The 24,205-nt window shown below is 70.3% G+C and carries 23 protein-coding genes and 1 pseudogene; 9 read left to right on the forward strand and 15 right to left on the reverse strand.

The genetic code is table 11. From position 1 onward, the window contains the following. The coding region (locus HKK72_RS22985) for an aromatic amino acid lyase (RefSeq protein ID WP_187236500.1) at positions 1 to 1,161 on the reverse strand (1,161 nt) is incomplete at its 3' end. A 154-nt stretch (positions 1,162 to 1,315) separates the two neighbouring features. Here HKK72_RS22985 and HKK72_RS22990 point away from each other — a divergent pair. Next, positions 1,316 to 2,098, forward strand: coding sequence for an IclR family transcriptional regulator (locus HKK72_RS22990; protein WP_187236481.1), 783 nt, complete (start codon positions 1,316 to 1,318; stop codon positions 2,096 to 2,098). 249 nt (positions 2,099 to 2,347) lie between these two features. On the opposite strand, the gene HKK72_RS22995 is transcribed toward HKK72_RS22990, so the two are convergent. From HKK72_RS22995 to HKK72_RS23010, 4 genes and pseudogenes are all read right to left on the reverse strand, one after another. Continuing rightward, positions 2,348 to 3,268 carry an ABC transporter substrate-binding protein gene (locus HKK72_RS22995; RefSeq protein ID WP_315987397.1) on the reverse strand — a complete coding sequence of 307 codons (921 nt, stop codon included), beginning with the start codon at positions 3,266 to 3,268 and terminating at the stop codon, positions 2,348 to 2,350. 87 nt (positions 3,269 to 3,355) lie between these two features. After that, the gene (locus tag HKK72_RS23000) at positions 3,356 to 4,033 is read right to left on the reverse strand and encodes an ABC transporter permease (RefSeq protein ID WP_187236483.1); all 678 of its coding nucleotides are present in this window, start codon (positions 4,031 to 4,033) and stop codon (positions 3,356 to 3,358) included. Next, positions 4,030 to 4,704: an ABC transporter permease gene (locus tag HKK72_RS23005; protein WP_222721027.1), complete on the reverse strand. Its 675-nt coding sequence runs from the start codon at positions 4,702 to 4,704 to the stop codon at positions 4,030 to 4,032. The genes HKK72_RS23000 and HKK72_RS23005 overlap by 4 nt, the downstream gene beginning before the upstream one ends. Positions 4,705 to 4,825: 121 nt before the next feature. Further along, positions 4,826 to 5,572: pseudogene (locus tag HKK72_RS23010) on the reverse strand (ABC transporter ATP-binding protein); the annotation flags it as partial. A gap of 188 nt (positions 5,573 to 5,760) precedes the next feature. Here HKK72_RS23010 and HKK72_RS23015 point away from each other — a divergent pair. Continuing rightward, the gene (locus HKK72_RS23015) at positions 5,761 to 7,248 is read left to right on the forward strand and encodes an aromatic amino acid ammonia-lyase (RefSeq protein WP_261987092.1); all 1,488 of its coding nucleotides are present in this window, start codon (positions 5,761 to 5,763) and stop codon (positions 7,246 to 7,248) included. Positions 7,249 to 7,306: 58 nt separating this feature from the next. On the opposite strand, the gene HKK72_RS23020 is transcribed toward HKK72_RS23015, so the two are convergent. Then, complete coding sequence (locus HKK72_RS23020) at positions 7,307 to 8,320, reverse strand: LacI family DNA-binding transcriptional regulator (protein ID WP_315987398.1); 1,014 nt, start codon at positions 8,318 to 8,320, stop codon at positions 7,307 to 7,309. Positions 8,321 to 8,518: 198 nt separating this feature from the next. Between HKK72_RS23020 and HKK72_RS23025 the strand changes: the two genes are divergently transcribed. Next, positions 8,519 to 9,418, forward strand: coding sequence for an amidohydrolase family protein (locus tag HKK72_RS23025; RefSeq protein WP_187236485.1), 900 nt, complete (start codon positions 8,519 to 8,521; stop codon positions 9,416 to 9,418). Positions 9,419 to 9,423: 5 nt separating this feature from the next. Beyond that, positions 9,424 to 9,921 carry a cysteine dioxygenase gene (locus HKK72_RS23030; RefSeq protein ID WP_187236486.1) on the forward strand — a complete coding sequence of 166 codons (498 nt, stop codon included), beginning with the start codon at positions 9,424 to 9,426 and terminating at the stop codon, positions 9,919 to 9,921. Positions 9,922 to 10,031: 110 nt separating this feature from the next. On the opposite strand, the gene HKK72_RS23035 is transcribed toward HKK72_RS23030, so the two are convergent. Beyond that, entirely contained in the window at positions 10,032 to 11,171 is a 1,140-nt protein-coding gene (locus HKK72_RS23035) for a TDT family transporter (protein ID WP_187236487.1), read from the reverse strand. Positions 11,172 to 11,265: 94 nt separating this feature from the next. Between HKK72_RS23035 and HKK72_RS23040 the strand changes: the two genes are divergently transcribed. Beyond that, positions 11,266 to 12,189: a LysR family transcriptional regulator gene (locus tag HKK72_RS23040; protein WP_187236488.1), complete on the forward strand. Its 924-nt coding sequence runs from the start codon at positions 11,266 to 11,268 to the stop codon at positions 12,187 to 12,189. A gap of 300 nt (positions 12,190 to 12,489) precedes the next feature. Beyond that, positions 12,490 to 14,427 carry an HNH endonuclease signature motif containing protein gene (locus HKK72_RS23045; protein ID WP_187236489.1) on the forward strand — a complete coding sequence of 646 codons (1,938 nt, stop codon included), beginning with the start codon at positions 12,490 to 12,492 and terminating at the stop codon, positions 14,425 to 14,427. 249 nt (positions 14,428 to 14,676) lie between these two features. Here HKK72_RS23045 and HKK72_RS23050 read toward each other — a convergent pair whose 3' ends face one another. After that, entirely contained in the window at positions 14,677 to 14,862 is a 186-nt protein-coding gene (locus tag HKK72_RS23050) for a DUF397 domain-containing protein (RefSeq protein WP_187236490.1), read from the reverse strand. Then, positions 14,795 to 15,133: a multiprotein-bridging factor 1 family protein gene (locus HKK72_RS23055; RefSeq protein WP_187236491.1), complete on the reverse strand. Its 339-nt coding sequence runs from the start codon at positions 15,131 to 15,133 to the stop codon at positions 14,795 to 14,797. Before HKK72_RS23055 ends, HKK72_RS23050 begins: the two co-directional genes overlap by 68 nt. 233 nt (positions 15,134 to 15,366) lie before the next feature. Here HKK72_RS23055 and HKK72_RS23060 point away from each other — a divergent pair, with 233 nt between their 5' ends. Continuing rightward, positions 15,367 to 15,633 carry a hypothetical protein gene (locus HKK72_RS23060; RefSeq protein ID WP_187236492.1) on the forward strand — a complete coding sequence of 89 codons (267 nt, stop codon included), beginning with the start codon at positions 15,367 to 15,369 and terminating at the stop codon, positions 15,631 to 15,633. A 65-nt stretch (positions 15,634 to 15,698) separates the two neighbouring features. Next, on the forward strand, positions 15,699 to 16,949 hold the full coding sequence (locus HKK72_RS23065) for a hypothetical protein (protein ID WP_187236493.1): 1,251 nt from the start codon (positions 15,699 to 15,701) through the stop codon (positions 16,947 to 16,949). A gap of 124 nt (positions 16,950 to 17,073) precedes the next feature. Here the strand turns inward: HKK72_RS23065 and HKK72_RS23070 are convergent, their stop codons facing one another. Further along, positions 17,074 to 17,289: a hypothetical protein gene (locus HKK72_RS23070; RefSeq protein WP_187236494.1), complete on the reverse strand. Its 216-nt coding sequence runs from the start codon at positions 17,287 to 17,289 to the stop codon at positions 17,074 to 17,076. 76 nt (positions 17,290 to 17,365) lie between these two features. Then, on the reverse strand, positions 17,366 to 18,484 hold the full coding sequence (locus HKK72_RS23075; protein ID WP_261987096.1) for an acyltransferase family protein: 1,119 nt from the start codon (positions 18,482 to 18,484) through the stop codon (positions 17,366 to 17,368). Positions 18,485 to 18,624: 140 nt separating this feature from the next. Between HKK72_RS23075 and HKK72_RS23080 the strand changes: the two genes are divergently transcribed. Beyond that, a complete protein-coding gene (locus tag HKK72_RS23080) occupies positions 18,625 to 19,368 on the forward strand; it encodes an SGNH/GDSL hydrolase family protein (RefSeq protein ID WP_261987093.1) in 744 nt (247 codons plus the stop codon). A gap of 406 nt (positions 19,369 to 19,774) precedes the next feature. Here the strand turns inward: HKK72_RS23080 and egtD are convergent, their stop codons facing one another. From egtD to egtA, 4 genes are all read right to left on the reverse strand, one after another. Continuing rightward, entirely contained in the window at positions 19,775 to 20,737 is a 963-nt protein-coding gene (egtD, locus tag HKK72_RS23085) for an L-histidine N(alpha)-methyltransferase (RefSeq protein WP_187236496.1), read from the reverse strand. Between the two features lie 82 nt (positions 20,738 to 20,819). Further along, positions 20,820 to 21,620, reverse strand: coding sequence for a class II glutamine amidotransferase (locus tag HKK72_RS23090; protein ID WP_187236497.1), 801 nt, complete (start codon positions 21,618 to 21,620; stop codon positions 20,820 to 20,822). Beyond that, positions 21,620 to 23,062 (reverse strand): ergothioneine biosynthesis protein EgtB, encoded by a 1,443-nt coding sequence (gene egtB / locus HKK72_RS23095; protein WP_315987399.1) that lies wholly within the window; start codon positions 23,060 to 23,062, stop codon positions 21,620 to 21,622. The genes HKK72_RS23090 and egtB overlap by 1 nt, the downstream gene beginning before the upstream one ends. Then, a partial coding sequence (egtA, locus tag HKK72_RS23100; protein ID WP_187236499.1) for an ergothioneine biosynthesis glutamate--cysteine ligase EgtA occupies positions 23,031 to 24,205 on the reverse strand: 1,175 nt, incomplete at its 5' end. The genes egtB and egtA, both read right to left, overlap by 32 nt.

The raw sequence follows: 24,205 nt of genomic DNA on the forward strand, positions 1-24,205 counted from the left end.
GGGGTCGTCGGCGAGGAACGCGGGCAGCCCGTGCGAGCGGGCCGTGTCGAGCATGCGGTCGGTACGCCGCTCGGACATGGACGCGACGTCGGCGACCGGGATGGCGAGGAAGTCCAGGACGTAGCCGACCGGGGCACCGTGGAAGTTGCCGTTGGACTCGACCCGGCCGTCCGGCAGCACGACGGGATTGTCGACCGCGCTGGCGAGCTCGCGCGAGGCGACCAGCTCGGCGTGCGCCAGGGTGTCGCGCGCGGCACCGTGGACCTGCGGGGAACAGCGCAGCGAGTACGCGTCCTGCACCCGGGTGCAGTCGGGGCCTCGGTGCGAGGCCATGATCGGCGAGTCGGCGAGCATCGCCCGCAGGTTCGCCGCCGAGGACGCCTGCCCTGGATGGGGTCGCAGCTCCTGCAGGTCGGCGGCGAAGACCCGGTCGGTGCCGAGCAGTGCCTCGACGCTCATCGCGGCGGCGATGTCGGCGGTAGTGAGCAGCCGCCGGAGGTCTCCCATGGCGAGCACGAGCATGCCGAGCATTCCGTCGGTGCCGTTGATGAGGGCCAGCCCCTCCTTTGCGGCGAGCGTCACCGGCTCGATGCCGGCCCGCTCCATCGCCTGCGCCGCCGGCATGAGCGTTCCTTCGGCGTCGCGCACGTCGCCCTCACCGATCAGCGCGAGCGCGACATGGGCCAGCGGGGCCAGGTCGCCGGAGCAGCCGAGGCTGCCGTACTCGTACACGACCGGGGTGATGCCCGCGTTGAGCAGTGCCGCGAGGGTCAGCGCGGTCACCGGCCGCACGCCGGTGCGTCCCGAGGCGAGCGTGCGCAGCCTGAGCAGCATGAGCGCCCTGACCACCTCGCGCTCGACCTCGGGACCGTTGCCGGCCGCGTGTGATCGTACGAGTGAGACCTGAAGGCGGGCCCGGAGCTCCTCGGGGATGTGCCGGGTGGCCAGCGCGCCGAATCCGGTGGAGATGCCGTAGGCGGGCGTGGGCCGCGTGGCCAGCTCCTCCACGTGCGCTCGTGTGGCCGCGATCTCCTTGAGCGCCTCGTCGGTCAGCTCGGCCACTGCTCCGCCACGGGCCACGGCGACGACCTGGTCGAACGTCAGCGCCTTCGGCCCCACGGGAACGGCTACTACGGATGTCTCGGTCACGGCACTCCCCATACCCCACTGGCCCCCATTGGCCATACCCCCATTGGAGCGGAGGACCGCGGGCGGTGGACCGGCCGAAAGGCAAGTTGTGTCTCGGATACGAGACAATGGTGCCCATGGAGCGGAGCGTCGTGGAATTCCCGCCGCGGGGCCGAGGGCGGCGGCCATGAGCCAAGTACCGGCCGCGAGGCGCACCCTGGCCGTGCTGCGGCTGGTCGCCTCGTCGGCGGAGCCGATGACCGCCGCCGGCATCGCACGCTCGCTCGGGCTGCCCCGCTCGAGCACCTACCACCTGCTCGGCGCCATGGCCGAGGACGGGTTCGTCACCTACCTGCCCGAGGCCCGCCGGTGGGGCCTCGGCGTCGCCGCCTTCGAGATCGGGTCGGCCTACCTGCGCCAGGGGCCGCTGGAACGGCTGGCCCGGCCGCTGCTGCACCGGCTCGTCGACCGGACCGGAGAGATCGTCCAGCTCGGTGTGCTGCACGGCGCCGAGACCCTCTACCTGCTCAAGGAGCAGCCTCGGGAGCACGCCACGGTGGTGACGGACGTGGGCGTCCGGCTGCCGGCCCAGCTCACCGCGAGCGGCCGGGCGATGCTCGCCCATCTACCCGCCGCCCAGATCCGTGCGCTCTTCCCGGGACCGCTGGTGGACCGTACCGGCCGCGGCCCCGGGTCACTGCGAGAGCTGCGGCGGGTGCTCGCCGACGAGGCGCGGCGCGGATGGTCGGCCGAGGACGGCCACGTCACCGAGGGATTCGCCAGCATCGCCGCCTGCTGCTTCGATCATGTCGGGCATCCGGCCGCGGCGATCACCGTGACGTTCCGCCGCGAACGCCGGCCCGAGGAGACCTGGCCCGAGCTGGCCGACCAGGTCCGCGTGTCGGCGGCCGAGCTGACCCGGCGCCTGCGCGGCGGCAACGCCCCGCGGTACGGCGCGGCGGAGCGCTGACCCGGGGCCGGCCTCAGTCGGCGATCTCGATCGCGGCCCGCACGATGCTCTGCCGGGTGAGCGTCTGCTGGTGTGCCGCGCCGTCCCGCCGTGCGCCGGCGGGCCGACTTCGCCGAGGAGCACCACTACGAGTTCTGGCGCCCCCTCGGCCGGTGACCGGAGCCGGGCGAGCACCCCGAGACGCGAACAACTGCATGATCACGGCGGAGCGAACCCTGTCATGATCATGCAGTTGTTCATGGTGCGGGGTCAGCCGGCGAGGCCGGCCTTCGACAGCCACTCCTTGGCCACCGCGTCCGGGTCCTCCTTGTCGGCGGACATCTTCGTGTTCATGTCCAGGAGGTCCTGCGTCGTCAGCTTCGCCGACACCGCGTTGAGCGTGCTCTTGATCGTGTCGTTCACCTTGGACGAGTTGACCAGCGGAACCACGTTCTGCGCGCTGAACAGGTTCTTGGTGTCCTGCAGCGTGACGAAGCCGTTCTTGCTGATCGCCGGGTCGGTCGTGAACAGGTCGGCGGCCTGGACGTCACCCTTCTTGAGGGCGCTGACGCTCACCGGACCCGCGACGTCGAGGGACTTGAACGACTTGAACTCCACGCCGTAGACGCTCTTCAACCCGACCAGACCCTGGTGCCGCGTCTTGAACTCCGGCGGTCCGCCGATGACGAGGTCCTTGGCGACCGGCTTGAGGTCCTCGATGGTCGTCAGCTTGTACTTGTCCGCCGTCGCCTTGGCGACGGTGACCGAGTCCTTGTCCTCAGCCGCGGCCGGGGTGAGCAGTTCCAGCCCGGACGGCAGCTTCTGCTTGAGCTCGGAGTCGACCTGGTCGGTCGTGGTGGCCTTGCTCTCCTTGTCGATGTACGCGAGCAGCGCGCCGTTGTACTCGGGCAGGATGCTGAGCTCACCGTTCTGGATCGACTTGTAGATGACCTCACGGGCGCCGATGTTGAGCTTCTTCTGCACGGTGACGCCCTTGGCCTCGAGGGCCTGTGCGTAGATCTCGCCGAGCAGGACGTTCTCGGGGAAGTTGGCCGAGCCGACGACGACGCTGCCGCCGCCCGCACCGCTCTTGGTGGGACCGGCCAACGGGTCGTCGGAGCCCGAGTCACCGCCGCCACAGGCTGTCAGGGCCACCAACGCGGAAGTCGCGACGGCGGCGAGTCGGATCATTGCCTTCATGGTGAAATTTCCTCTCGGGGGAAACCGGTTCGCTATAGGACACATCAGTCAGGGCGACATCTTCGCCCGAACTCCTCGCTAGGCCACTCTCCCGCTCTGGCGAACGCCCGCCGGAACCAGGAGCCGGCGGAGCGCGAGGAAGATCCCCGCGACGATGACGGCCAGCACCACGACGAGGACCGAGCCGCCGACGACGGCCTTGTAGTCCTGCCGCTGGAAACCGTCGAAGATGTAGCGCCCGAGGCCGCCCAGGCTCACGTACGCCGCCACCGTGGCCGTCGCGACGATCTGGATCGCCGCGGTGCGCAGGCCCAGCAGGATGAGCGACATCGCCGCGGGGACCTCGACCTTGAACAGCACCTCGCTGCCGGTCATTCCCATGCCGCGCGCCGCGTCCTTGATGTCGGCGTCGACCGTCCTGATGCCCTCGTAGGTGTTCACCAGGATCGGCGGGACGGCGAGCGCGATCAGCGCGGCGAGCACCGGGCCGAGGCCCACGCCGTAGATGAGCACGACCAGGATCACGATGCCCAGCGTGGGCAGCGCGCGAGCGAAGTTCGCCAGGCTGGCGGCCAGGAACCCGCCCCGCCCGGTGTGCCCGGTCAGCAGCCCGAGCGGCAGCCCGATCGCCGCCGCGATCAGCAGCGACAGCCCGGAGTACCAGAGGTGCTCGGTCAGCCGGGTGGGGATGCCGTCGGCGCCGTGCCAGTTGGCCGAGTTGCCGAACCAGTCCCAGAACAGTCCGAGGATGTTCATGCCGTCCCCCTCCGGCTCCGCGCCCAGGGCGTGAGCAGCCGTTGCGCGAGCACCAGCGTCAGGTCCGCCGCGAAGGCCAGGAGGATGGTCAACACGATGCCCGCGATGATCGGCGTCGGGAACTCACGTTGGGCGCCGTCGGTGAACAACTGCCCGAGCCCGCCCTGCCCGACCAGCACGGCGACGCTCACCAGGCTGATGCTCGACACCGTGGCCACCCGCAGCCCCGCCATGATGACGGGCACGGCGATGGGCAGCTCGACCTGGACGAGCCGCCGCCATGTGCCGAAGCCCATGGCCGTGGCCGCCTGCCGCACCGAGTCGGGCACCTGGCGCAGCCCGTCGACCACGTTGGGCACGAGCACCGCGAGCGTGTAGCCGGTGAGCGGGACGATCGCCGTCCATCGCGAGTTGAGCCCGGTGAGGTCGAGCATCAGCATGAACAGCGCGAGCGACGGGATCGCGTACAGCAGGTTGGCGCCGGCGAACACCGGCGCGTACAGCCACGACCACCGGATCGACGCCACGCCGAGCGGAATCGAGATCAGCAGGCCCAGCACGACCGGCGCGAGCGAAAGGAACAGGTGCTCACCGGTCAGGTCCACGAAGTCCTGGAGGTGATCGGCGACCCAGTTCCAGCGGACCAGCGGCTCACCGTCAACCAATGCCATGAAGGCCATCCGCTCACTGGCCCCCAACCGGGGTGTCGCCGGATCCGGCGGACTTGGCGATCTTGGCCGGGCCGGAGGACGCACCGGTCACGGCCGCCGCCTCCTCGGCGTCGAGCTCACGGAAGAACCGCAGCCGCTTGAGGCCCCGCTCGCCCCCGAGGAAATCGGCGACGAAGCCGTCCTCCGGGCCGGCCAGCAGCTCGTCCGGGCTGGAGTACTGCGCGAGCTTGCCGCCGACCTGGAACACCGCGATCTTGTGCCCCAGCTTGACGGCCTCGTCGATGTCGTGGGTGACGAACACGATCGTCTTCTGCAGCTCCGCCTGCAGGCGGAGGAACTCGTCCTGCAGGCTCTTGCGGACGATCGGGTCGACGGCGCTGAACGGCTCGTCCATCAGCATGATCGGGGGGTCGGCCGCGAGCGCCCGCGCCACCCCGACGCGCTGCTGCTGGCCGCCGGAGAGCTGGTACGGGTAGCGGGAGGCCATGGCCGGATCGAGGCCCACGCTGTCCATCAGCTCGCGGGCTCGCGCACGCGCCTTCTTCTTGTCCCAGCCGAGCAGGTACGGCACGGTGGCGATGTTGTTCAGGATCGTCCGGTGTGGGAACAGCCCGGCCTGCTGGATCACGTAGCCGATCCCCCGGCGCAGCTCCGGCGGATTCTTCGACCGCACGTCGGTGCCGTCGATGGCCACGACGCCGTCCGTCGGGTCCACCATTCTGTTGATCATCCGCAGCGTGGTGGTCTTGCCACACCCGGACGGGCCGACGAGCACCGTGATCTGACCGGTCGGTATCTCCAGGTCAAGGTCGTCGACTGCCACGGTGCCATCCGCATAACGCTTCGTGACGCCGTCAAAGGTGATCAGACGACCCACCTCCTCGCCGGCGCCGGTGGACGCCGTGATGTGTTCCAGTGCCAAAATGAAGTAAAACAACGCCGCGAACGACCGTACCCAACGATGAGTGCGCACGTCACGAAGGCCCTGGAGCCTCGCACTCCAGGATGCGGTTGTCCACTATGTCGGCTGAAATAGTACGAAATGTAACGAGGCTCATGTTGACGAGCACCCGAATCGTTATCGACGGCACGGCACTCACGTGCCCCGAGGTGGCCCGCATCGCCCGCGACGACGTCCAGGTCGTGATCTCCGACACCGGCATCACGCGGGCGCGGGAGGCCTGGAAACTGGCACGCGAGATCACGAGTACCCAGCCGGTGTACGGCCGGACGACCGGCGTGGGCGCCAACCGGCTCGTCGACGTGGAGTGGGACGACGCCGACGCCCACGGGCTGCGCCTGCTGCGCAGCCACGCCGCCGGCGCCGGGCCACTGCTCAGCGCCGAGGTCGCCCGCGCGATGCTGACGGTGCGGCTCAACCAGCTCGCGGCGGGAGGCTCCGGGGTCGACCCGGGCGTCCTTCCGGCGCTCGGTGATGTGATCAATCTCCGGCTGACCCCACCGGTGCCGATCTACGGCGCGATCGGCACCGGCGACCTGACGGCGCTCGCCTCCACCGCGCTGTGCCTGCTGGGCGAGCGGTCGTGGATCGGCGGCGGCCAGGGCCCCGGCTTCCCCCTGCGCTCCGCCGATGCGCTCGCGTTCATCAGCTCCAACGCGGCGACCCTCGGCGAGGCCGCGCTCGCCGTGACCGACCTGCGCCGCCTGCTGCGCGCGTCGATCGTCATCGCCGCGCTGTCGCTGCTCGCCGCGTACGGGTCCGTGGAACCGTACGCACCGATCGTCCATGAGGCCTGCCCGCACCCGGGCCAGCAGCAGGTGGCGGCGTCCATGCGGTTGCTGCTGGCCTACGAGGGCCCATCTCCGGGCCGGATCCAGGACCCGTACGGCTATCGCGCGTTCCCGCAGGTCCACGGTCCGGCGGTCGACTCCGCCGCGTACGCGGAGGGGATCGTCACCCGGGAGATCAACGCCGCCGCGGAGAATCCGCTCATCGACGTGGTCGACCGTGCCGTCTGGCACAACGGCAACTTCCACACCGCCTACGTCGGGCTGGCGCTCGACGCGGCGCGAGCCGCACTCTTCCAGACCGCCGCCCTGTCCGCGTCCCGGCTCGGAACGCTCGTCGAGCCGTCGTTCACCGGCCTGCATCCGTTCCTGGCCGCCACCGAGGCCAGCTCGGGAATCATGATCTTGGAGTACGTCGCACAGTCGGCGATCGCCGACGTCCGGCGTTACGCCAGCCCGGCGGCCCTCGGCAACGCCGTACTCTCACGCGGCGTCGAGGAGCACGCCGGATTCTCCCCTCAGTCGGCCCGGGCCACCACGGACACCATCGCGGCCTACCGCATCGCGCTCGGCTGTGAGCTCGTCGCCGGCATCCGCGCGCTGCGCATGCAGGGTCGCGCTCCGGCCGGAGGGCCGCTCAAGGGGGCCTATGACCTGGCCACCGCGGTGCTCGACGCCCGGGTCGAGGATCGCCCGCTGGACGGTGACATCGCCGTCGCCGCCGACCTGCTCGACCTCGAGGAGTTCTCGGCGGGCGTCATGCCCGGCGAGGCGGGAGTGCCCGGCCTGTGGTGAAGGCCGGCCTGTTGGTGAGGGCCCGCCGGCCGGCACCGTCCGCGGCGCGGTCACGTGCTCAGTGGTGTGGAGCGCTCGGGCCGGTGGAGGACCGATAGCGCAGGGTCGGCTCGCAGACGATGCGCCGCCGCCTCTGCTTGCCCTCGATGGCGCCCACGACGACCCGGACGGCGGAGTGCACGATGCCGTCGATGTGCCAGTCGACCGTGGTCAGCGGCGGTGTGAGGAGCGCCGACATCGGGTGGCTGTCATAGCCGCAGACCGAGACGTCGCCGGGCACCGCCAGCCCGAGCTCCCGGGTGGCGGCGTAGACGCCGTAGGCGATCGAGTCGGAGAAGCAGAACACCGCCGTGGGACGGGGGTCGGCCGACAGGACGTCGAGCGCCACCAGGGTGGCCTCCTCGAGCGCCTGCGACGCGGTGACGACGGTGATGTCGGCCTTCAGGCGCTCGGCCTCGGAGTTGACGTGGACGTCGGCGGGCCGGTCCGGGGTGCTGGCCCGGGTCGAGGTCAGCACGGCGATCCGGCGGTGCCCGAGCCCGTGCAGGTGCTCCAGCGCGAGCGTGACGCCGCGCCGGTTGTCGAAGACGACCTCGCCCTTGGACCGGCCGCCGTGGAGCGCGTCTCCGATGGAGACCACCGGCAGCGTCTGGCCCAGTTCGGCCCACAGCGGCGCCGACGGATCCAGCGGCTGCACGATGATCCCGTCCACCCGCTGGTCGCGTAGCCGCCGGGCCAGATCGAGCTCACGCTGCGGATCGCCGCCGGCGTCGAGGATCAGCGCGTAACGATCCCTGGCCAGCAGCTCCCGGCCGATGCCCACCGCGAGGGACTGCTGCCAGAAGTCCTCGAGGGAACCGCAGAGCAGGCCCACCATGTCGCTGCGACCGCTGGCCAGCGCCCGGGCGATCGGATGTGCCTCGTAGCCCAGCTCCTCGGCCGCCCGCCGCACCCGCTCCTGGGTCTCTTCGGAGGTCTGGATGCCGCGCAGCGCGTACGACACCGCCGCCGGCGACAGGCCGGTGGCCTTCGCCACCTCCCGGATGGTCGTGCGGTTGCTCTTCCGAGGCACCCGACCACCATACGGGCACCCTCGGACATACGCCTGTAACAAAGCGGCCGGCAACTTGACGCGGAGAGCTCTGAACCGGTTCACTGAAACGGTCAAGTGAATCGGTCCACTGAAGCGGTAAACCAGGGTTCCCCACAAAGCCGACCCGCCAAGTGGTAAAACCATGTCCTGAGCCGTGCCGGGAGGAGGAGCAGAGTCGTGACCGGCATCGATGTGCACCAGCACCTCTGGACGGACTCGTTCCTCGCGGCGCTCCGGGCCCGCTCCGAGCCGCCCTTCCTGTCCGGGTGGACCCTGCACCTGGAGAACGAATCCCCCTTCGACGTCGACCCGGCCGATCATGACATCGGCCTGCGAACCGAACTGGTCCGTGCCGACGACCTGGACCGGGCACTGGTCTCGCTGTCCACGCCGCTCGGCGTCGAGTGGCTGCCGCCGCACGAGGCGAACCCCCTGCTCGACGCCTACCACGACGGCGCCGCCGCCCTGCCCGAACCGTTCGGGGCCTGGGCCGCCGCCTGCGTCCGTGAGATCGACACCGATGCCACCGCCGAGCGGCTCGACCAGGGGTTCGCCGGCCTCCAGCTGCCGGCGACCGCGCTGGCCGACGCCGCCGGTCACGACCGCTGCGCGCCACTGCTCGACCTGCTCGAGGAGCGCGATCTGCCGCTGCTCGTCCACCCCGGGCCGGTGCCCGAGGCGGTCACCGACCCCGGCTGGTGGCCCGCGCTCGTGCCGTACGTCCAGCAGATGCACGCCGCGTGGTTCGCCTTCCGCGCCTTCGGCCGAAGCCGCCACCCCCGGCTCCGGGTCTGCTTCGCGCTGCTCGCGGGCCTGGCCCCGCTGCACGGGGAACGCCTCGCGGCCCGCGGCGGCGGCCGGGGCGAGGTGGATCCGCTCTCGTTCGTCGAGACGTCGTCGTACGGCCCGCGCGGCGTCGACGCGGTCGTCCGCGCCATCGGCGTCGATGTGATCGCGTACGGCTCCGACCGGCCCTACGCCGGGCCGCCCGAACGTGCCGACTTCAACCTCGGCGAGGCCGGTGGGCGTGCCCTCCGCGTCGCCAATCCACACCGTCTACTGACCGGAAGGGAGTAACACCCATGTCCTGGGAAGCCCTGCCCGCCCGCTCCATGAGCAAGCAGGAACTGCGGGAACTCGTTGACACGCTCGCCGAGCGGCCCGAGCTATGGCGGGAACACGTCACCTACTCGAGCGATCAGCGGCATTACGCGTCTCTGTATCGGGACGAGTATGTCGACGTATGGCTGCTTTGCTGGAGCCAGGACAACGACACCGGCTGGCACGATCACGATCTGTCCTCTGGCGCGGTGCGGGTCGTCTCCGGCGCCCTCAAGGAGTGCAACCCGCGGATCGGCGGCGAACACCTGGAGACCGTCGTCGGCGAGGGCGTCTCCTTCTGCTTCGGCCCCGACCACATCCATCGCCTGGTCGGAGCCGCCGGTGACAGCGTCTCCATCCACGCCTACTCGCCGCCGCTGTGGCGGCTCGGCCAGTACGTCATCACCGATGACGGCGTCATGCGCCGTACCTCGGTCAGCTACGCCGACGAACTCCGGCCCCTCGACAACGTGGCATAACCGAGCAGGAAATGAGGCCCGCCCGGCCACCACAGGCTCGGCGGGCGTCATCGCCGCGGTGCACACGAGCGAACCCCTCACCGAGACGTGCCGCGAGGCACTGCCGTAGGTCACGGCCCGGCCGGGCGAGGGCCGAGGGCCGGGCGGAACAGCCGGCCGGAGAGGGCTCCGTACGCGGTGTGCGCGGCGGCGGTCACCCAGGCCGTGACCAGCAGCAGGTACAGGCCCACGGCCAGGACGGTGAGGGCGCCGAGGCCGGTGCGCCCCGCCAGGGCGGCCGCGCCGGTGACGCAGGTCCCCACCGGGAAGGTGTAGCCCCACCAGGTCATCGCGAACGGCATCCCCCGGCGCAGCGCCCGCGCGTTGGCCGTCGCGGCGATCGCCAGCCAGAGCATCGCGAATCCCATGACCGGGACTCCGTAGAGCACCGCGAACGCCCCCATCGCCCCCGCGTACCGCGGCGCCGCATCGGCGGCCGCGCCGGCGAGCTGGTTCACCGCGGTGGTCGACTGGCCGAGCGGCCCCAGGACGAGGAAGAGCGTGGGCGTCAGGGCGATCGGCGCGAGCTTGTCGTGGACGAGCCGGGTCCAGATGCCCGGGAGCAGGACCAGCGTGGCGAGCAGGCTCATGCCGAACATCGCGTAACAGCCGTACAGCATGCTCTCCCTCGCCGCGCCGGCAGGCAGGTGCGGCACCAGCGCCGGGCCGAGCGCGGCGGCGACCATGGGCGCCACCACCGGCAGCAGCCACGTGGGATCGGCCGTACCCGGGCGCACCTGGTAGCGGACGACGAACAGGTACGGGATTCCGTACCCGGCGACCAGCGCGTAGAGCGTGCCCACGGTCCACAACACCAGATCCACCGTCACGGCCGCCTCCAGGCCGATCACGTGACGCCCTAGGGTGAGGGTCCCGTACCCGACGGCGAGCAGCGCCATCGGCGGGCAACCGTAGAACACGGCCATGGCCGGTCCGTCCAGGAGCTGGGCCCGGGCCTCGGCGCGGTATCTCAGCAGATGGACGGTACGGGCGGCCATGATCACGAGCAGCAGGACGGCCGACAGCGCCCACACGCCGACCGCGAAGCCGCGCTGCCCGGGGACCGAGACCGGCAGCGCACCGGCGCCGTTGGCCACGATCGCCGTTCCCATGACGCAGGCGTACCAGTTCGGCCCGAGATGCCGGAACGGCTCAACGCGCTCGGGCGCGGCGAGCGGGGCTGCGGCGGCGGGGGCGATGCTCGTGACCATCCCCCCACTGTGGGGGCCGGTCACCGCCGTCGGTAGAGGTCATCGCCCTATGGGGACATAACGCTGGCCTATGAGCGGTGCCTAGACTGCGGAGATGCGCCTCTCTCACCGCGTTCCCGATCTGGGCGCCCTCGAGCTGCTGCTGGCGGTCGTACGTATGGGCAGCGTCGGCCGGGCCGCGGCGGAGCTCGGTGTCTCCCAACCCGCCGCCAGCACCCGGATCAGATCCATGGAGCGGCAGATCGGCATGGCGCTGCTGGAGCGCTCACCGAGCGGTTCCCGGCCGACCGCGGCCGGCGCCCTCGTGGCTGAATGGGCGTTGCAGGTGATCGAGGCGGCGCGCGCGCTGGACGCCGGGCTCGGCGCGCTGCGCGAGGACCGCGACGGGCGGTTGCGCGTGGTGGCCAGCCTGACCGTGGCCGAGTACCTGATGCCGGGCTGGCTGCTCGCCCTGCACGAGGCCCGGCCGGGGACGGCGGCCACCCTGCGCGTCGCCAACTCGGCGGCGGTCGCCGAACAGGTGCTCGCGGGCCAGGCCGATCTCGGCTTCGTCGAGGGGGCGAAGACCCCCGCGGGCCTCAGCGGCACGGTCATCGCGACCGACCGCCTCGTCGTGGTGGTGGCGCCCCGGCACCCGTGGACCCGGCGGCGTACCGACGTGACCGCCCAGGAACTGGCGGATACCCCTCTCATCCTGCGCGAGGAGGGGTCGGGTACCCGGGAGGTGCTCGACCGTGCCCTCGCCGAGTACGGCGGGACGGCGACGCCGCTGCTCCAGCTCGCGTCGACCACGGCACTCAAGGCGGCGGCGGTGTCAGGCGCCGGGCCGGTCGTGGTCAGCGAACTCGCCGTGGCCGACGAGGTCGCGACCGGTCGCCTCGTCGCCGTGTCGGTGCCCGAGCTCGACCTGCGCCGCCCGCTCCGGGCGGTCTGGCCCACCGGGCAGCGCCCCACCGGCCCCGCCCGCGACCTGCTCGCCCTAGCCCGCCAGACACCATCCCCGCCGTCTGGTGGTTAGGACCGCCGCGGACCGAACCTCTTCTGCCGGTTCCACCGGCCAGGCGATTCAGGGCTTCGCGGTGGTCCCGCTGCTCGCGGGCTATGACCTGGACAAGGGCACGGGCCGGATCCCGCCCGGGCCTTCCGGCCCTCTGAGGTACGGATTCCGGGCCGATCGCTCTGGCGTGAACGTGCACGAACACTCCGTTCGATCAGGCGAAACCCATTGTCATTCGAACATGCGTGCGATAGATTATGACTGTCCGGGGTCATGTGACTACCCAGTCGATGGGAAGTCTTCTCCCCCGAGGAGTCCGTCGTGGTGCCTGGCCCGTTCGCCGTTCCCCCGCCGTCGTGTGCGGTGGAGGCGTTGGCGATGGTCGAGGCGGCGTTGGACTTCCTGAACAGCGGCGATCTGCCCTGCCTGCCGGTGGAGGTGCAGTCGGAGTGCTTGCGGAGGTGGGCGCGCGTGGAGGCCAAGGGCGCCGCCGCACGCGCGGATCTGGTGGCGGCCTTCACCGCGTGCGGCGGCCCCCGTGCCGACGGGCAGAGATCGACGGGGGCATGGCTGGCCAGATTCACCCGTTCCACGCCCGCCGCCGCCCGCCGGCAGGTGAGCGCGTCACTGCGGCTGCGCGCCCGCCCCCACATCCACACCACGCTCGCCGATGGGACGATCTCGGAGTCCTACGGTGAGTGGATCAGCACCGCGGTCGCCGCCTTCCACCCCGAAGACCAGGACGCCATCGAACAGATCCTGGTCGAGGCCGCGACCTCCGGCGCGCAGGTGGAGGACCTCGCACAGATCGCCACCCTCGCACTGCGCAGATTACGCCCCGGCAACACCGAACGCGACGAGGCACAACGCCTCAACGACCGAGGACTGACCCCGTCGAAAACCCTCGGCGGAGTAGGCCGGATCAACGCAGACCTGACCACCGAGGCCACCGCCCTGACCGAAACCGTCATCGAAGCACTCGCCGTCAAGAAGGGCCCCGAGGACACCCGCACCAAACGCCAACGCAGGCACGACGCGCTCGCCGAGGCGATGCGCCGCCACATCGACTCAGACCTGATGCCAGAACGCGGCGGATCCAAACCACACCTCAAAGTCGACATGGACCTCGCGACACTCCGCGCCCTGCCAGGCTCCAAACAACTCGAAGACCAATGGATCCAACAACAGACGGCCGCACTCGCCCGCAGACGCCTCACCAAAGATGAAACCGTCCGCCAACTCCTCACCGACCAACCAGAACAAGAACCGCCACCCGCCCCCGACAGCCCAGACGGCCTGAGCGACCCAGGCGACCCAGCCGCCCGAGGCGCGGCGGCGTCCTCGCCGCCGGAACCACCCAGCCTGCCGGAACCACCCAGCCTGCCGGGGCCGGCCAAAGGCGCCACCCTCACCGGCGCCGGGCCGATCAGCGACGGACTGGCCGCAGCACTGACCTGCGACTCCCTCATCACCCCCACCGTGCTCGGCACAATCGACCACGACGCACTCAACCAGATGACAGCAGAACGGCTCAACGCGATAGGCAAGTCAGGCCGCGCCGCCCATACCAGCAGCCGATGCCATGACCACAACGACGGCGACAGCGCGACCGACGACGACCACCGCGGTGACAGTGATAGTGACAGTGACGACGGCGGCCGATACGGTGACGGCGACTTACGCGATCACCACGGCCGAAGCAATAACAGCGGCCGATGCGGTGACAACGACCCAGACCAGTGCGGTGACCAGTGCGGCGACAGCAACCCCGACCGCTGCGGTGACTGCGACCGCCCCCTCGCCACCGAGACCCTGCCCCGGTTGCAACGGAGCATGCTCCGATCGGCGATCCAGGTGCTCTCCGGCCCAAACGGCCTAGCAGCCTACCTGCGCACCGGGCTACTCGAAGCCCCACTCAACAGACCCGGCATCATCCTCGACGCCGGAACAACAGACAGAACCGTACCCGCACCCCTGGAACGCCTGGTCCGCCGCAGAGACCAACACTGCCGATTCCCCGGCTGCGACCACCCCGCCCAACTATCCCAGATACACCACATCGCGCCCAGATCACGAGGCGGCCCCACCGAACTATGGAACCTCCTCACACTCTGCACGATGCACCACCTCATCGCCGTACACACCTGGGGCTGGCACATCCAACTCAACCCCAACGCCACCACCACCGCCACCGGACCCGACGGACGCCTCCTCCACGAACACAACCCACCAGGAGACCCACCCCTACAAGCCGCCTGAACAGCAATCGAACTCGAGAGAAGACCACGGCCAGGACCATAGCCCTACGCCCGGCTGCGCTCGGGAGCGGTCTACGCGCACAGGTACCTGTTCACCGACTCCGGACAACCCCTTGGCCGAGGGCCGAGTCCGAACCGGCGACCTCGGGGCGCCCGACCGCGTCATCACATCCGCGGCGAGTTCCGATGGCTGAGATGACCGCCCGCCACCGGCCCTTTGAAGGACCGGCCTCGCTCGCGAAGAGCTACCTCAGCTCTGCTTGATCGCATCGAGGAAGGAGCGCATCGTATCCGCGTCGAACACGAGCGCCGGGGCTTCCGGGTTCTTGCTGTCGCGTACGGCTACGATGCGACCGGCGCGGGCCAGTTCAACGCAGGCCCCGCCGTTGTTGCTGCTTCGGCTGCTCTTTCGCCACATGGCGCCTGTCAGGTCCATTGCTCCGCCGCCCTCTGAATGACCTCTGCAGCTTCTCCAGCAACCGACGCAGGGCGCCGCCGGTCTGCAGTGCCTCGTCGCAGAGCCCGGCGCGGTCGGGCTCGGGTGAGCGTTCCCCTGTCTCCATGGCGCCGACGAGCTGACGGCTGCAGAAGATCTTCTGAGCCAGCTCGGGCTGGCTGAGCCCGGCGGCCTGCCGGTAGTGCCGCAGTTCCGACCCCCAGAGCGCCGCCGGGCTGCTGCCGGGATCGAGGAATTTCTGTGCAGGCATGATCCTTCTCCTGATGCCACACGGCGCCACGGCTTTCCACCCGGTGCCACACGGCGTTTTTCGTATGCCACAGCAGCGCCAAACATACGTGCGATGCACACCCTACGTAATCGCCCGGTGACAAAGTTGGAAAGCGCGAAGAAGGCGGCTCCGGACCGGTCGCCTTCCTCCGGCCGTGGAGCGACGACAACCGAAGGCACCGTCACAACGCTCGATCAAAGGCGGGCTATCGCATGACCGATATCAGTACTTCCGAGAAGGCGAATCACCGATTCAAGCTCGTCGCCGGACCGGACGCCCCCCAACTCGCCCGAACCCTATTGAGCAGCGTCTTGATCTACTGGCGCCTCGGCCATCTGGTCGAGGACGGAAAGGTCGTCGTGTCCGAGTTGGTGAGCAACGCGGCAGCGGCGGCCCCGGGCCGGGAGATCTGGCTCGGCGTGGATCGCGAGGAACCTCGGTTTGCGTCGGCGTCCGGGATCAGAGCGACGAGGAGCTGAATCGGGCGGACCTCGGCTTTACCGAGTCATGCCATTTCAACCGGGTCGTCTGACAGACTCCTACGATGGACGAGATCCCGGGCGCAACGAGCCCTTCGGAGCCGATCGAGCAACTGCAGATCGTTCGCTCCGTTCCGCTGTCGCTCGCCGCTGCGGGGGCCCTCCTGCTCTTCAGCCCGCTCATTGTTCTGTTGGTCGCCGGCAGTGTCATGTTCATCGTCGACGGACCCGTACTGAACAATCCGTGGGCGCTCATCGAAGCCGTCCTCTTCAGCGGCCTGCTGGTTCTGCCAACGATCCAGATCCTTCGTATGCTGCTGCTCCGGCCACGTGTCTGGCTTGAGCACGATCACCTGGTGATCCGGGATCGGGTCTTCTTCCGTGCGGAGGAGCGTATTCCGCGAGCCGCGATCGCGGGCGCCCGGATGCTCAGCTGGTGGCATGGCGACCGGAATCTCGCCGACCGCGCGACCTTGGAGCTGAGCACGTTCCGGGAGCCGCTCAACCTCGAGATACGACTGCGCGGCCAGATCGGCTTCGAGTCGACCCGGAGCATTTGGTGCGGCAACTGGATCTGGCTCCTACGGTGGAACACTCGGCCGTACTTCCCCAAGCGCAGACGCCACTACGAGCAGATCTGGCTGCGCGTACGCGATCCGGACCTGAAGTATGAGGCCATTATGGATTGGCGCGTGCCCGCTACGGATGTGGACGGATCCCCGGAAACAGCGGGCCGGTCAGGACCGATCGAGCAATTGCATGTCGTTCGCTCCGCACCGTGGTCGCTCGCCATGACCGTGCCCCTTGCGGTCTGTTCACTGCCATGGGTGTGGGCCTTCCTCGTCGGTGGCGGAGAGCCGCTGTACGAACAGGCGGAACTGATCGTGCCCATCGCCATCGGAGGTCTCCTGATCCCGTTGATGATCCGGATTGTCCGCGTGGTCCTGGAACGGCCGCGGGCGTGGCTGGAGCGCGATCGCCTGGTGATCCAGGATCCGGCCTTCCTCCGGGCGGAGGAGCGCATTCCGCGAGCCGAGATCGCGGGCGCCCGAATGCTCGACGACCAGAACGGCGACCAGAGTCTCATCGACAAGCCCCCGTTGCGGCTGAGCCCGTTCCGGGAGCCCTTCAACCTCGAGATACGACTGCGCGGCGAGGTCGGCTTCGAGTCGGTGCGGAACGGTGATCCGACCTGGTACGAGCGGTTGACCCTTCACCTCCTTCGCCCCAGGCCGGGCCCCCACTTCGAACGGATCTGGCTGCGCGTTCGCGATCCGGATCTGAAGAGCGAGGCCATCGTCGAATGGTGTGAGTGACGGCACGCCCGGGCGATCGCCCTCAGAACGTCGTTCGGTGTCGGTGAAGGCGCCGTACGGGAGCCGGTGGTTCGGTTACCGGCAGTAGATTCACGATCTCGGAGCGTTCGCCCGCGGTAGACGGTCAGCATCGCTGGCGCTTCCAGACCTCGATGCACTCCGCGCAGGTGTCCAGGGGCGGGATGGACGCGTACTCGCCCCTGACGATCATGAGTGCGCCGCAGTAGGCGGTGACGACCGTACCGGCCGGTCGCGCGGGCGGTGCGTAACCGTGTATCACGTCTGCCGGCGGCGCCCGAGTCACAAGGACGGGCCGGCAGGCCGCGGTCTGCGACGTCACCCTTCCACCGTACGTCGCCGCCGCCTCGGGCGCCTCAGTGAGTCGACGATCACTGCCTGGTACGGCGGCGTGGCGCCTAGCCTCGCCGCGCCGGGCCGACGAGTTCGCCGGGGGGCTCCGCCTCGGCCGCCGGGCGTGGTGGCGGGACCGGCGCGGGGGCGTCGATCTCACGTGCCCGGGCCAGGGCCTGGCGCAGACGGGTGCGCAGCCAGGCCGCGGCCGGCCGTTCCACCAGGCGATGGATCGCGTACGCGATCAGGAGCGAACAGGCGAGCACCGCCGCCAGCGCGGCCCAGCGGTTCATCCCCGGATAGATCGCGTCGAGCAGCGGCAGTGCGACCTGGGAGTGCGTCAGGTAAAGCGGGTAGGTGAGAGCGCCCAGCAGGGTGAGCCCCGACCAGCGCAGCCAGGTCAGTTTCCGGGTGGCGACGAGGATCATGACGAGGAAGATGCCCGTGACGGCGGCCACGACGGCGCCGTCGGTGACTCCGGAGAAGACGTGCCCCGCCCGCCAGGCGCTCCAGTGCATGGACAGCAGCCAGGTCACCGCGACGAAGCCCCACAGCAGCAGCGTCGGCCCGAACCGGTAGATCAGGAAGAGCGCCATTCCCGCGATGAAGTACGCGTTCCACGTCGGGACGACGAAGACCTTCAGCAGCTTGCTGTTGGCCTCCTCGGCGAACAGCCCGAGGAACAGCCAGACGGACATGAATGTCACGCAGCGCCGGTAGGTGAGCCCGATCGCCGCCAGGATCGCGATGAGGACGTAGAAGTGGAGCTCGACCCAGAGCGTCCAGAACACCGAGTCGACGTTGTCGACGCCCAGACCGCCCTGGAGCATGGTCATGTTCGGCAGGACCAGGCCGGGCGTTCCCTTGCCGAGCCCCGTGCTCAGGTAGATGACGGCCCCGAGCAGCACCGCCGCCCAGTAGGCCGGCATCAGGCGGACGAGGCGCGAGACGCCGAACTCCCCCGCGGTCCGCCCCCACACGCTCATGAGGATGACGAATCCGGAGATCACGAAGAACAGATCGACGCCGAGGTAGCCGTACCGCGTGACCTCTCCGAGTACCGGAAAGATCTCGCGCGACGGGTCGGGCCAGGCCCCCCTTCCACCGAATCCGGTGAAATGAAACAGCAACACCGCAAGCGCCGCCACGAACCGCAGCAGATCGAGTTCCCTCATCCGTTCCATTCGCACTCGCGAACCCTGGCCCTTCGGTGTGGCGCTCCGGCCACGCCCCCGTGACGTGCGGGTAAACGGCGGGCGTACGGAATTCGTGATCGAATTCCTAGGTAGGATATGGCGGTGCCCGGGGAATCGGTGGTCTATTGATGACGTGTGGGGTCCCGCGCCGCGCCGCGCTGCTCGCGTTGCTGGTCATGGCCACATGTGCCGCCTGCACGCCGACCGCCGCCTCGAACGGGCGGTCCGGCTCGCGGCCCACTTCCACGCCCTCTTCCGATCGCGCCCCGGTCGTCATGTTCCTCGGCGACAGCTACACCGCGGGAGGGCGCGAGAGCCCGCCCACCCGCACCTACGCCGCCGACACCGCCCGGCTGCTCGGCTGGCAGGTCATCGTCGGGGGTCGCGGCGGCACCGGATTCGCCACCCCGGGGAGCGCGCGCGAGCCGTTCGCGACGCTGTTCGCGCGGCAGCTCGCCTGGCGACCGGCCCCGGACATGCTCATCGTGTCGGGCGGGCACAACGACCGGAACCGGTCCGCGATCCAGGTCGGCATCGCCGCCAGGGACCTGCTCGCCCGGGCCAAGGCCCGCTGGCCGGGCACGCACCTGGTGCTCATAGGCCCGATGTGGGGCACCGGTACGCCGATGCCGTCCGTACTCGGCATCCGCGACGCGCTGGAGGGGGTGGCCCATGAGACCGGCATCCCGTTCATCGATCCGCTGCGCGAGCAATGGGTCACGGGCGACCGGCGGGACGGAACCGGCAACGCGGCGCATTACATCCTGCCGGACCGGGTGCACCCGACGCCGGAGGGCCACCGCTACATCGCCACCCGCCTGGCCGGCGACCTCAAACGGCTCGGCCTGACCCGGCCCATGCGCCGGCTCTGACTCCCGCTGCGCCGACTCTGGCCCGCGGCGATCTCGCAGTCGCCCCTTCGGGCGTCCGTCCGGTGTGGCATGGAACCAGGTGATCGGCTCGAGCGTCCCGGCGCTCTACCCGTCCACCCAACGCCGAGAACGAGTACCGAACAACTGCATGATCACGGCCATAGACCAGCGTCAGCCCTGGGACTCGCGGCTCGGACAAACCCCCGGGTACTGTGCCAGTCGGCGTGATCATGCAGTTGATCGCATCCCAGGCTCCGCCCGGCCAAGGCACGGGAACGAACAACTGCATGATCACGGCGATCGGGTTGCATCAACGCTGGAGCTCCAGGCATGAGTGACCCCGGCCCACTTCCGTTCCGGCGGGCACCGGGGACGACTGCGAGATCACGGCTGATGGGGCCGGCGGTCAGGCCGCGGGGGCCGCGAGAACGAGGGAGAAGTCGCCGTCCGCGTCGGTCCAGCACCGGTCGAGGGTCAGCTTGGCGGCCTCGAGCTCGGCACTCAGTCGCTCCATCCGGAACTTCGAGGAGATCTCGGTGCGCATCTCCTCGCCCTCGGCGAACCGGACGGTGAGGTCGAGCACCTCGATCCGTACGACCTGGTCGACGGTCGAGCGCAGGCGCATCTCGATCCACTCGTTGCCCGCGTCCCAGACGGCGACGTGTTCGTAGGCCTCCGGCACGAAGTCGCCGCCGAGCCTGTCGTTGATCACATGGAGGACGTTCCGGTTGAACTCCGCGGTGACCCCGAGCGCGTCATCGTAGGCCCGGACGAGGCGGGCCTTCTCCTTGACCAGGTCGGCGCCGAACAGGAGGGTGTCGCCGGGGGCCATCGTCGCCCGCAGCCCCTGCAGGAATCCGATCCGCTTCGCGGGCATCATGTTGCCGATCGTGCCGCCGAGGAAGGCGATGAGCCTCCTGCCCCCGGTCGGCAGCAGGTGCAGATGCTGTTCGTAGTCGGCCACCACGGCCCGTACGGCGAGCGCCGGGTAGTCGCCCGCGATCTGGTCGGCCGCCGCGACGAGGAAGTCACCGCTCACGTCGACGGGAACGTATTCGCCGAGCGTTCCGTCGAACGCGTCGAACGCGTCGAGCAGCAGCCGTGTCTTCTCCCCCGAACCGGCACCGAGCTCGAGGAGGGTGTCGGCTCGGGTCGCGACGGCGATCTCGGGGGCGCGCTCGGCGATGATGGCCCGCTCGCACCGGGTCGGGTAGTACTCCGCCAGCTGGGTGATCTCCTCGAACAAGGCGCTGCCTCGCTCGTCGTAGAACCACTTCGGCGGGAGCGACTTCGGCTCACCGGTCAGCCCGTCCATCACATCCTGCCGCAGGGCCTTCTCGAGGTCATCGGCGGTCAGAAAGCGGTCCATCAGACATCTCTCCTTCGAGCGTCGGGTGAGCTGCGGGGGCGGCTTTTTCGAGCCGCGTGTTCACGGCGGGCCGGATCGGGCCTCACAGCGGCCGGATCCGGACGCCGGACTCATCGGCCACGATCAGTGACCGGTCGGGCACCCTGTCCCATCCGGTTTCGTCGTCGTACGGTTCGGACGCGATCACGACCTCCTTGTCGGCGGAACGGACGAAGAGCGAGTCGCCCCAGGTCGTGGCGGCGAGTGTGGAGCCGTCGGCGGCGAGCAGGTTGTAGCGCCCGGGCGCCAGCCCGGAGATGGCCGCGACGACGTCGGCCAGCCCCTCGCCGAGCGGCCGTCCCGCCCGCCACCGCCGTACGGCGAGCGCGAACAGCAGCGCCGAGTCGACCGGGGCGCGGGCGTCCGGCATGCCGGCGAGATCACCGGCGAGTTCGCGCAGCTTGGCCTCCACGCCGGCGAAGCCCTCGATGACCCCGTTGTGGCTGAACAGCCGGCCGTCGGCCCGGAACGGCTGGGCGCACGACTCCTCGACGGGGAAACCCGTGGTCGCGGAGCGGACGGCCGCGACCACGCAGGAGGACTCGATCACCTCCGCCACTTCGTGGAAGGAGACGTCGGTCCAGATCGGCTGGGCCCGGCGGAACCTTCGCGCGCGGTCGCCGCCGGGCGACCGGTCCGCCGCGCCCGAGGCCGCTCCGGGAGCCCCGTCGGGGGGCGGGTCGGGGGCCGGGTCGAACCAGCCGACCCCGAAGCCGTCGGCGTTCAAGGTGTTGTAGAGGTTGTGCCGGGGGGCGTACGACTGGTGCTCCAAGGAGTGCGGCGGTGCGCAGATCAGCTCGTGCAGCGTCCGCGGCGAGCCGAGGTAGCCCAGGTGGCGGCACATCAGGCGGCCTCCGGAGGGGGGGTCGCGCGGTCCGCCCCGGCACGGGCGCCGGGGTCGTGGCCACCGCCCGCCGAGCGGGCGCAGCGGAAGCCGGCGAAGATCTGCCGGCGGATCGGGTAGTCCCAGTTGCGGAAGGTGGTCCTGCCCACGCTCGGGTGGGTGGCCCAGGAGCCTCCGCGCAGGACCTTGTAGCCGGACCGCCCGTCCTGCTCGGGGGCGCCCGCGAAGAAGACCTCGGAGTACTCCCGGTAGGGGAAGGACCGGAATCCCGGGTAGCCGCGGAAGTCCGACGAGGTCCACTCCCACACGTCGCCGAGCAGCTGGCGTACGCCCTGCGGCGACGCGCCACCGGGGTGGGAACCGACCGGTGAGGGGTGCAGGAGGCGTTGCCCGAGGTTGGCGCGGGAGGCGTCCGGCGGCTCGTCCCCCCAGGGGTGGCGGCGGGACCGGCCCGAGACCGGGTCCCAGCGGGCCGCCTTCTCCCACTCGGCCTCGGTCGGCAGCCGCTTGCCGGCCCAGCGGGCGTACGCGTCCGCCTCGTACCAGCACACGTGCTGCACCGGCTCGTCGAGCGGGACGGGCTCGGTGCGGCCGAAGCGGCGTCGCAGCCACTGCCCGCCCTCGCTGAACCAGAAGCCGGGGGCGCGGCGGCCGGTCCGGCACCGCCACTCCCAGCCGTCCGGATGCCACCAGCGCTCGTCGTCGTAGCCGCCGGCCGCCATGAAGGCGAGGTGGTCGGCGCACGACACCGGCGTGGTGTCGATGAAGTACGCGGGCAGGTCCACGATGTGCCCGGGACGCTCGTTGTCGAGCGCCCACGGGTCGCCGGAGGTGCCCATCTCGAACGGCCCGGCCTCGATCAGAGCCTCCCCGCCGGGCGCGCCGGATCGTGCCGCCTGATCTCCGGGCCGTCCGCGCGGCGGGGGGCCCGGGGGGTCGAGCAGCACGGGGGCGGCCTTGCGCAGCTGGTGGGTGGCGAGCATGGTCTCGTCGTGCTGGTGCTCGTGCTGCACGACCATGCCGTAGACGAATCCTCCGGCGGTGAGCGGGTCGTCCGGCCGCAGCCGTACCTTCGCCAGGGAGTCCAGCACCTTGTCTCGTACGGTCGCGATGTAGGCACGGGTCTCGTCGGGCGCCAGCAGTGGCAGCGTCGGCCGTGTCGCGCGGGGGTGTTCGAAGGCGTCGTACAGCTTGTCGATCTCCGGTCGCATCGGGTCGACGCCGGCCACCGCGCGCAGCAGCCAGAGCTCCTCGTAGTTGCCCACATGCGCGAGGTCCCAGACGAACGGGGACATCAGCGGGGACACCTGGGCGGTGAGCTCGGCGTCGTCCAGGGAGTGGACCGTCAACCCGAAACTGCGGTCACGGACGGCGAGCAACTCGGCTGCGATCACCTCCTTGAGCACGTCCTCATCGGGTTGCCGGGTGGTCGGCGGCGCCACGGACGGTCCTCCTCTGCGTGGAAACGGTGGACGCGATGAAAGCGTCGGGTTCATGGGAGCCGAGGTCGTCGGCCGGGCAGCGCCCGCGCTCGACATAACGCTCGGCGTACTCGCTGACGATCGGCACCAGGTCGGCCGCGCCGAGGCGGGGAAGGGCCTCAACGGCGGCGGTGAAGCACCGCCGGGCGGCGACGGCCAGGGACGGGTCGGTCAGGGCGTCGGCGACCGCCTGCCGCCAGCGCCCGGCGACGGGTTGCACAGCGGCCTCGGCCAGCTCGGACGCCCGCGGGTCGTCGAAAAGAGCGGTCGCGACGGCCATCGGCACCGGCCAGTACGGGTCCGGCACGGCGTCGATCATGCGCAGCTCCAGCCAGCCGCGCGGTCGCACGGGCGGGAACAGCGTCGACAGGTGATAGCTCAGGTCCTGCTCGGTCGGCCCGCCCGCGGCCCCACCCTCGGTGATCCACTCGCGGAAGCTCATGCCGGGGTCGGCCACCCACCCGGCCTCCCCGTCCCGGATCAGCATCACCTGCGCGTCCAGGGCGTAGCGGCTCCAGGCCTCGACCGGGTCCGCTCCGGCCGGCACCGCAGTACGACCCGCGTCCAGGCCGCTCCAGAGGGCCTGGCGGGTGGACCGCAGACCGGTGGGACGCCCGGCCTGCAGGGCCGAATTGGCGAACGACGCGACCAGCACCGGCCCGAGAGCGTGCGCGAGGCGCCAGCGGCGCAGGGCGTCGGCGTGGTCGGCGCCGATGTCGAGACACACCTGGACCGACGCGGTGGTGCACATCGGGGCGAGGCCGGCTGACCCGAAGTAGTCGCTCATGCAGCGGTATCTGGCCTCGGCCTGCTGGAGGAGCGGGCCGCGCAGCGGATCGATACCGTGCCCGGTGAGAGCGATCCCATGGTCGGCCAGATGCGCCCGGATCTGCGACAGGTCGGCGGCCAGCGCCGTGTGCAGGGCACCGAGTTCGGGGAAGGGCGCGGTGCTGATCTCCAGCTGGCCCCCGGGCTCGTAGGTCACGCGGCTGCCGGAGGACAGCGGCCCGGCACCGTCCACCAACGTGCGCAGCCGGGTGAGGGGAACGTGTGCGACGGGATCGGAGGAGTCGACGACGAGCCACTCGGTCTCGGCTCCGACGG

The organism is Actinomadura sp. HBU206391 (genome assembly GCF_014323665.1).
GTDB lineage: Bacteria > Actinomycetota > Actinomycetes > Streptosporangiales > Streptosporangiaceae > Actinomadura_C.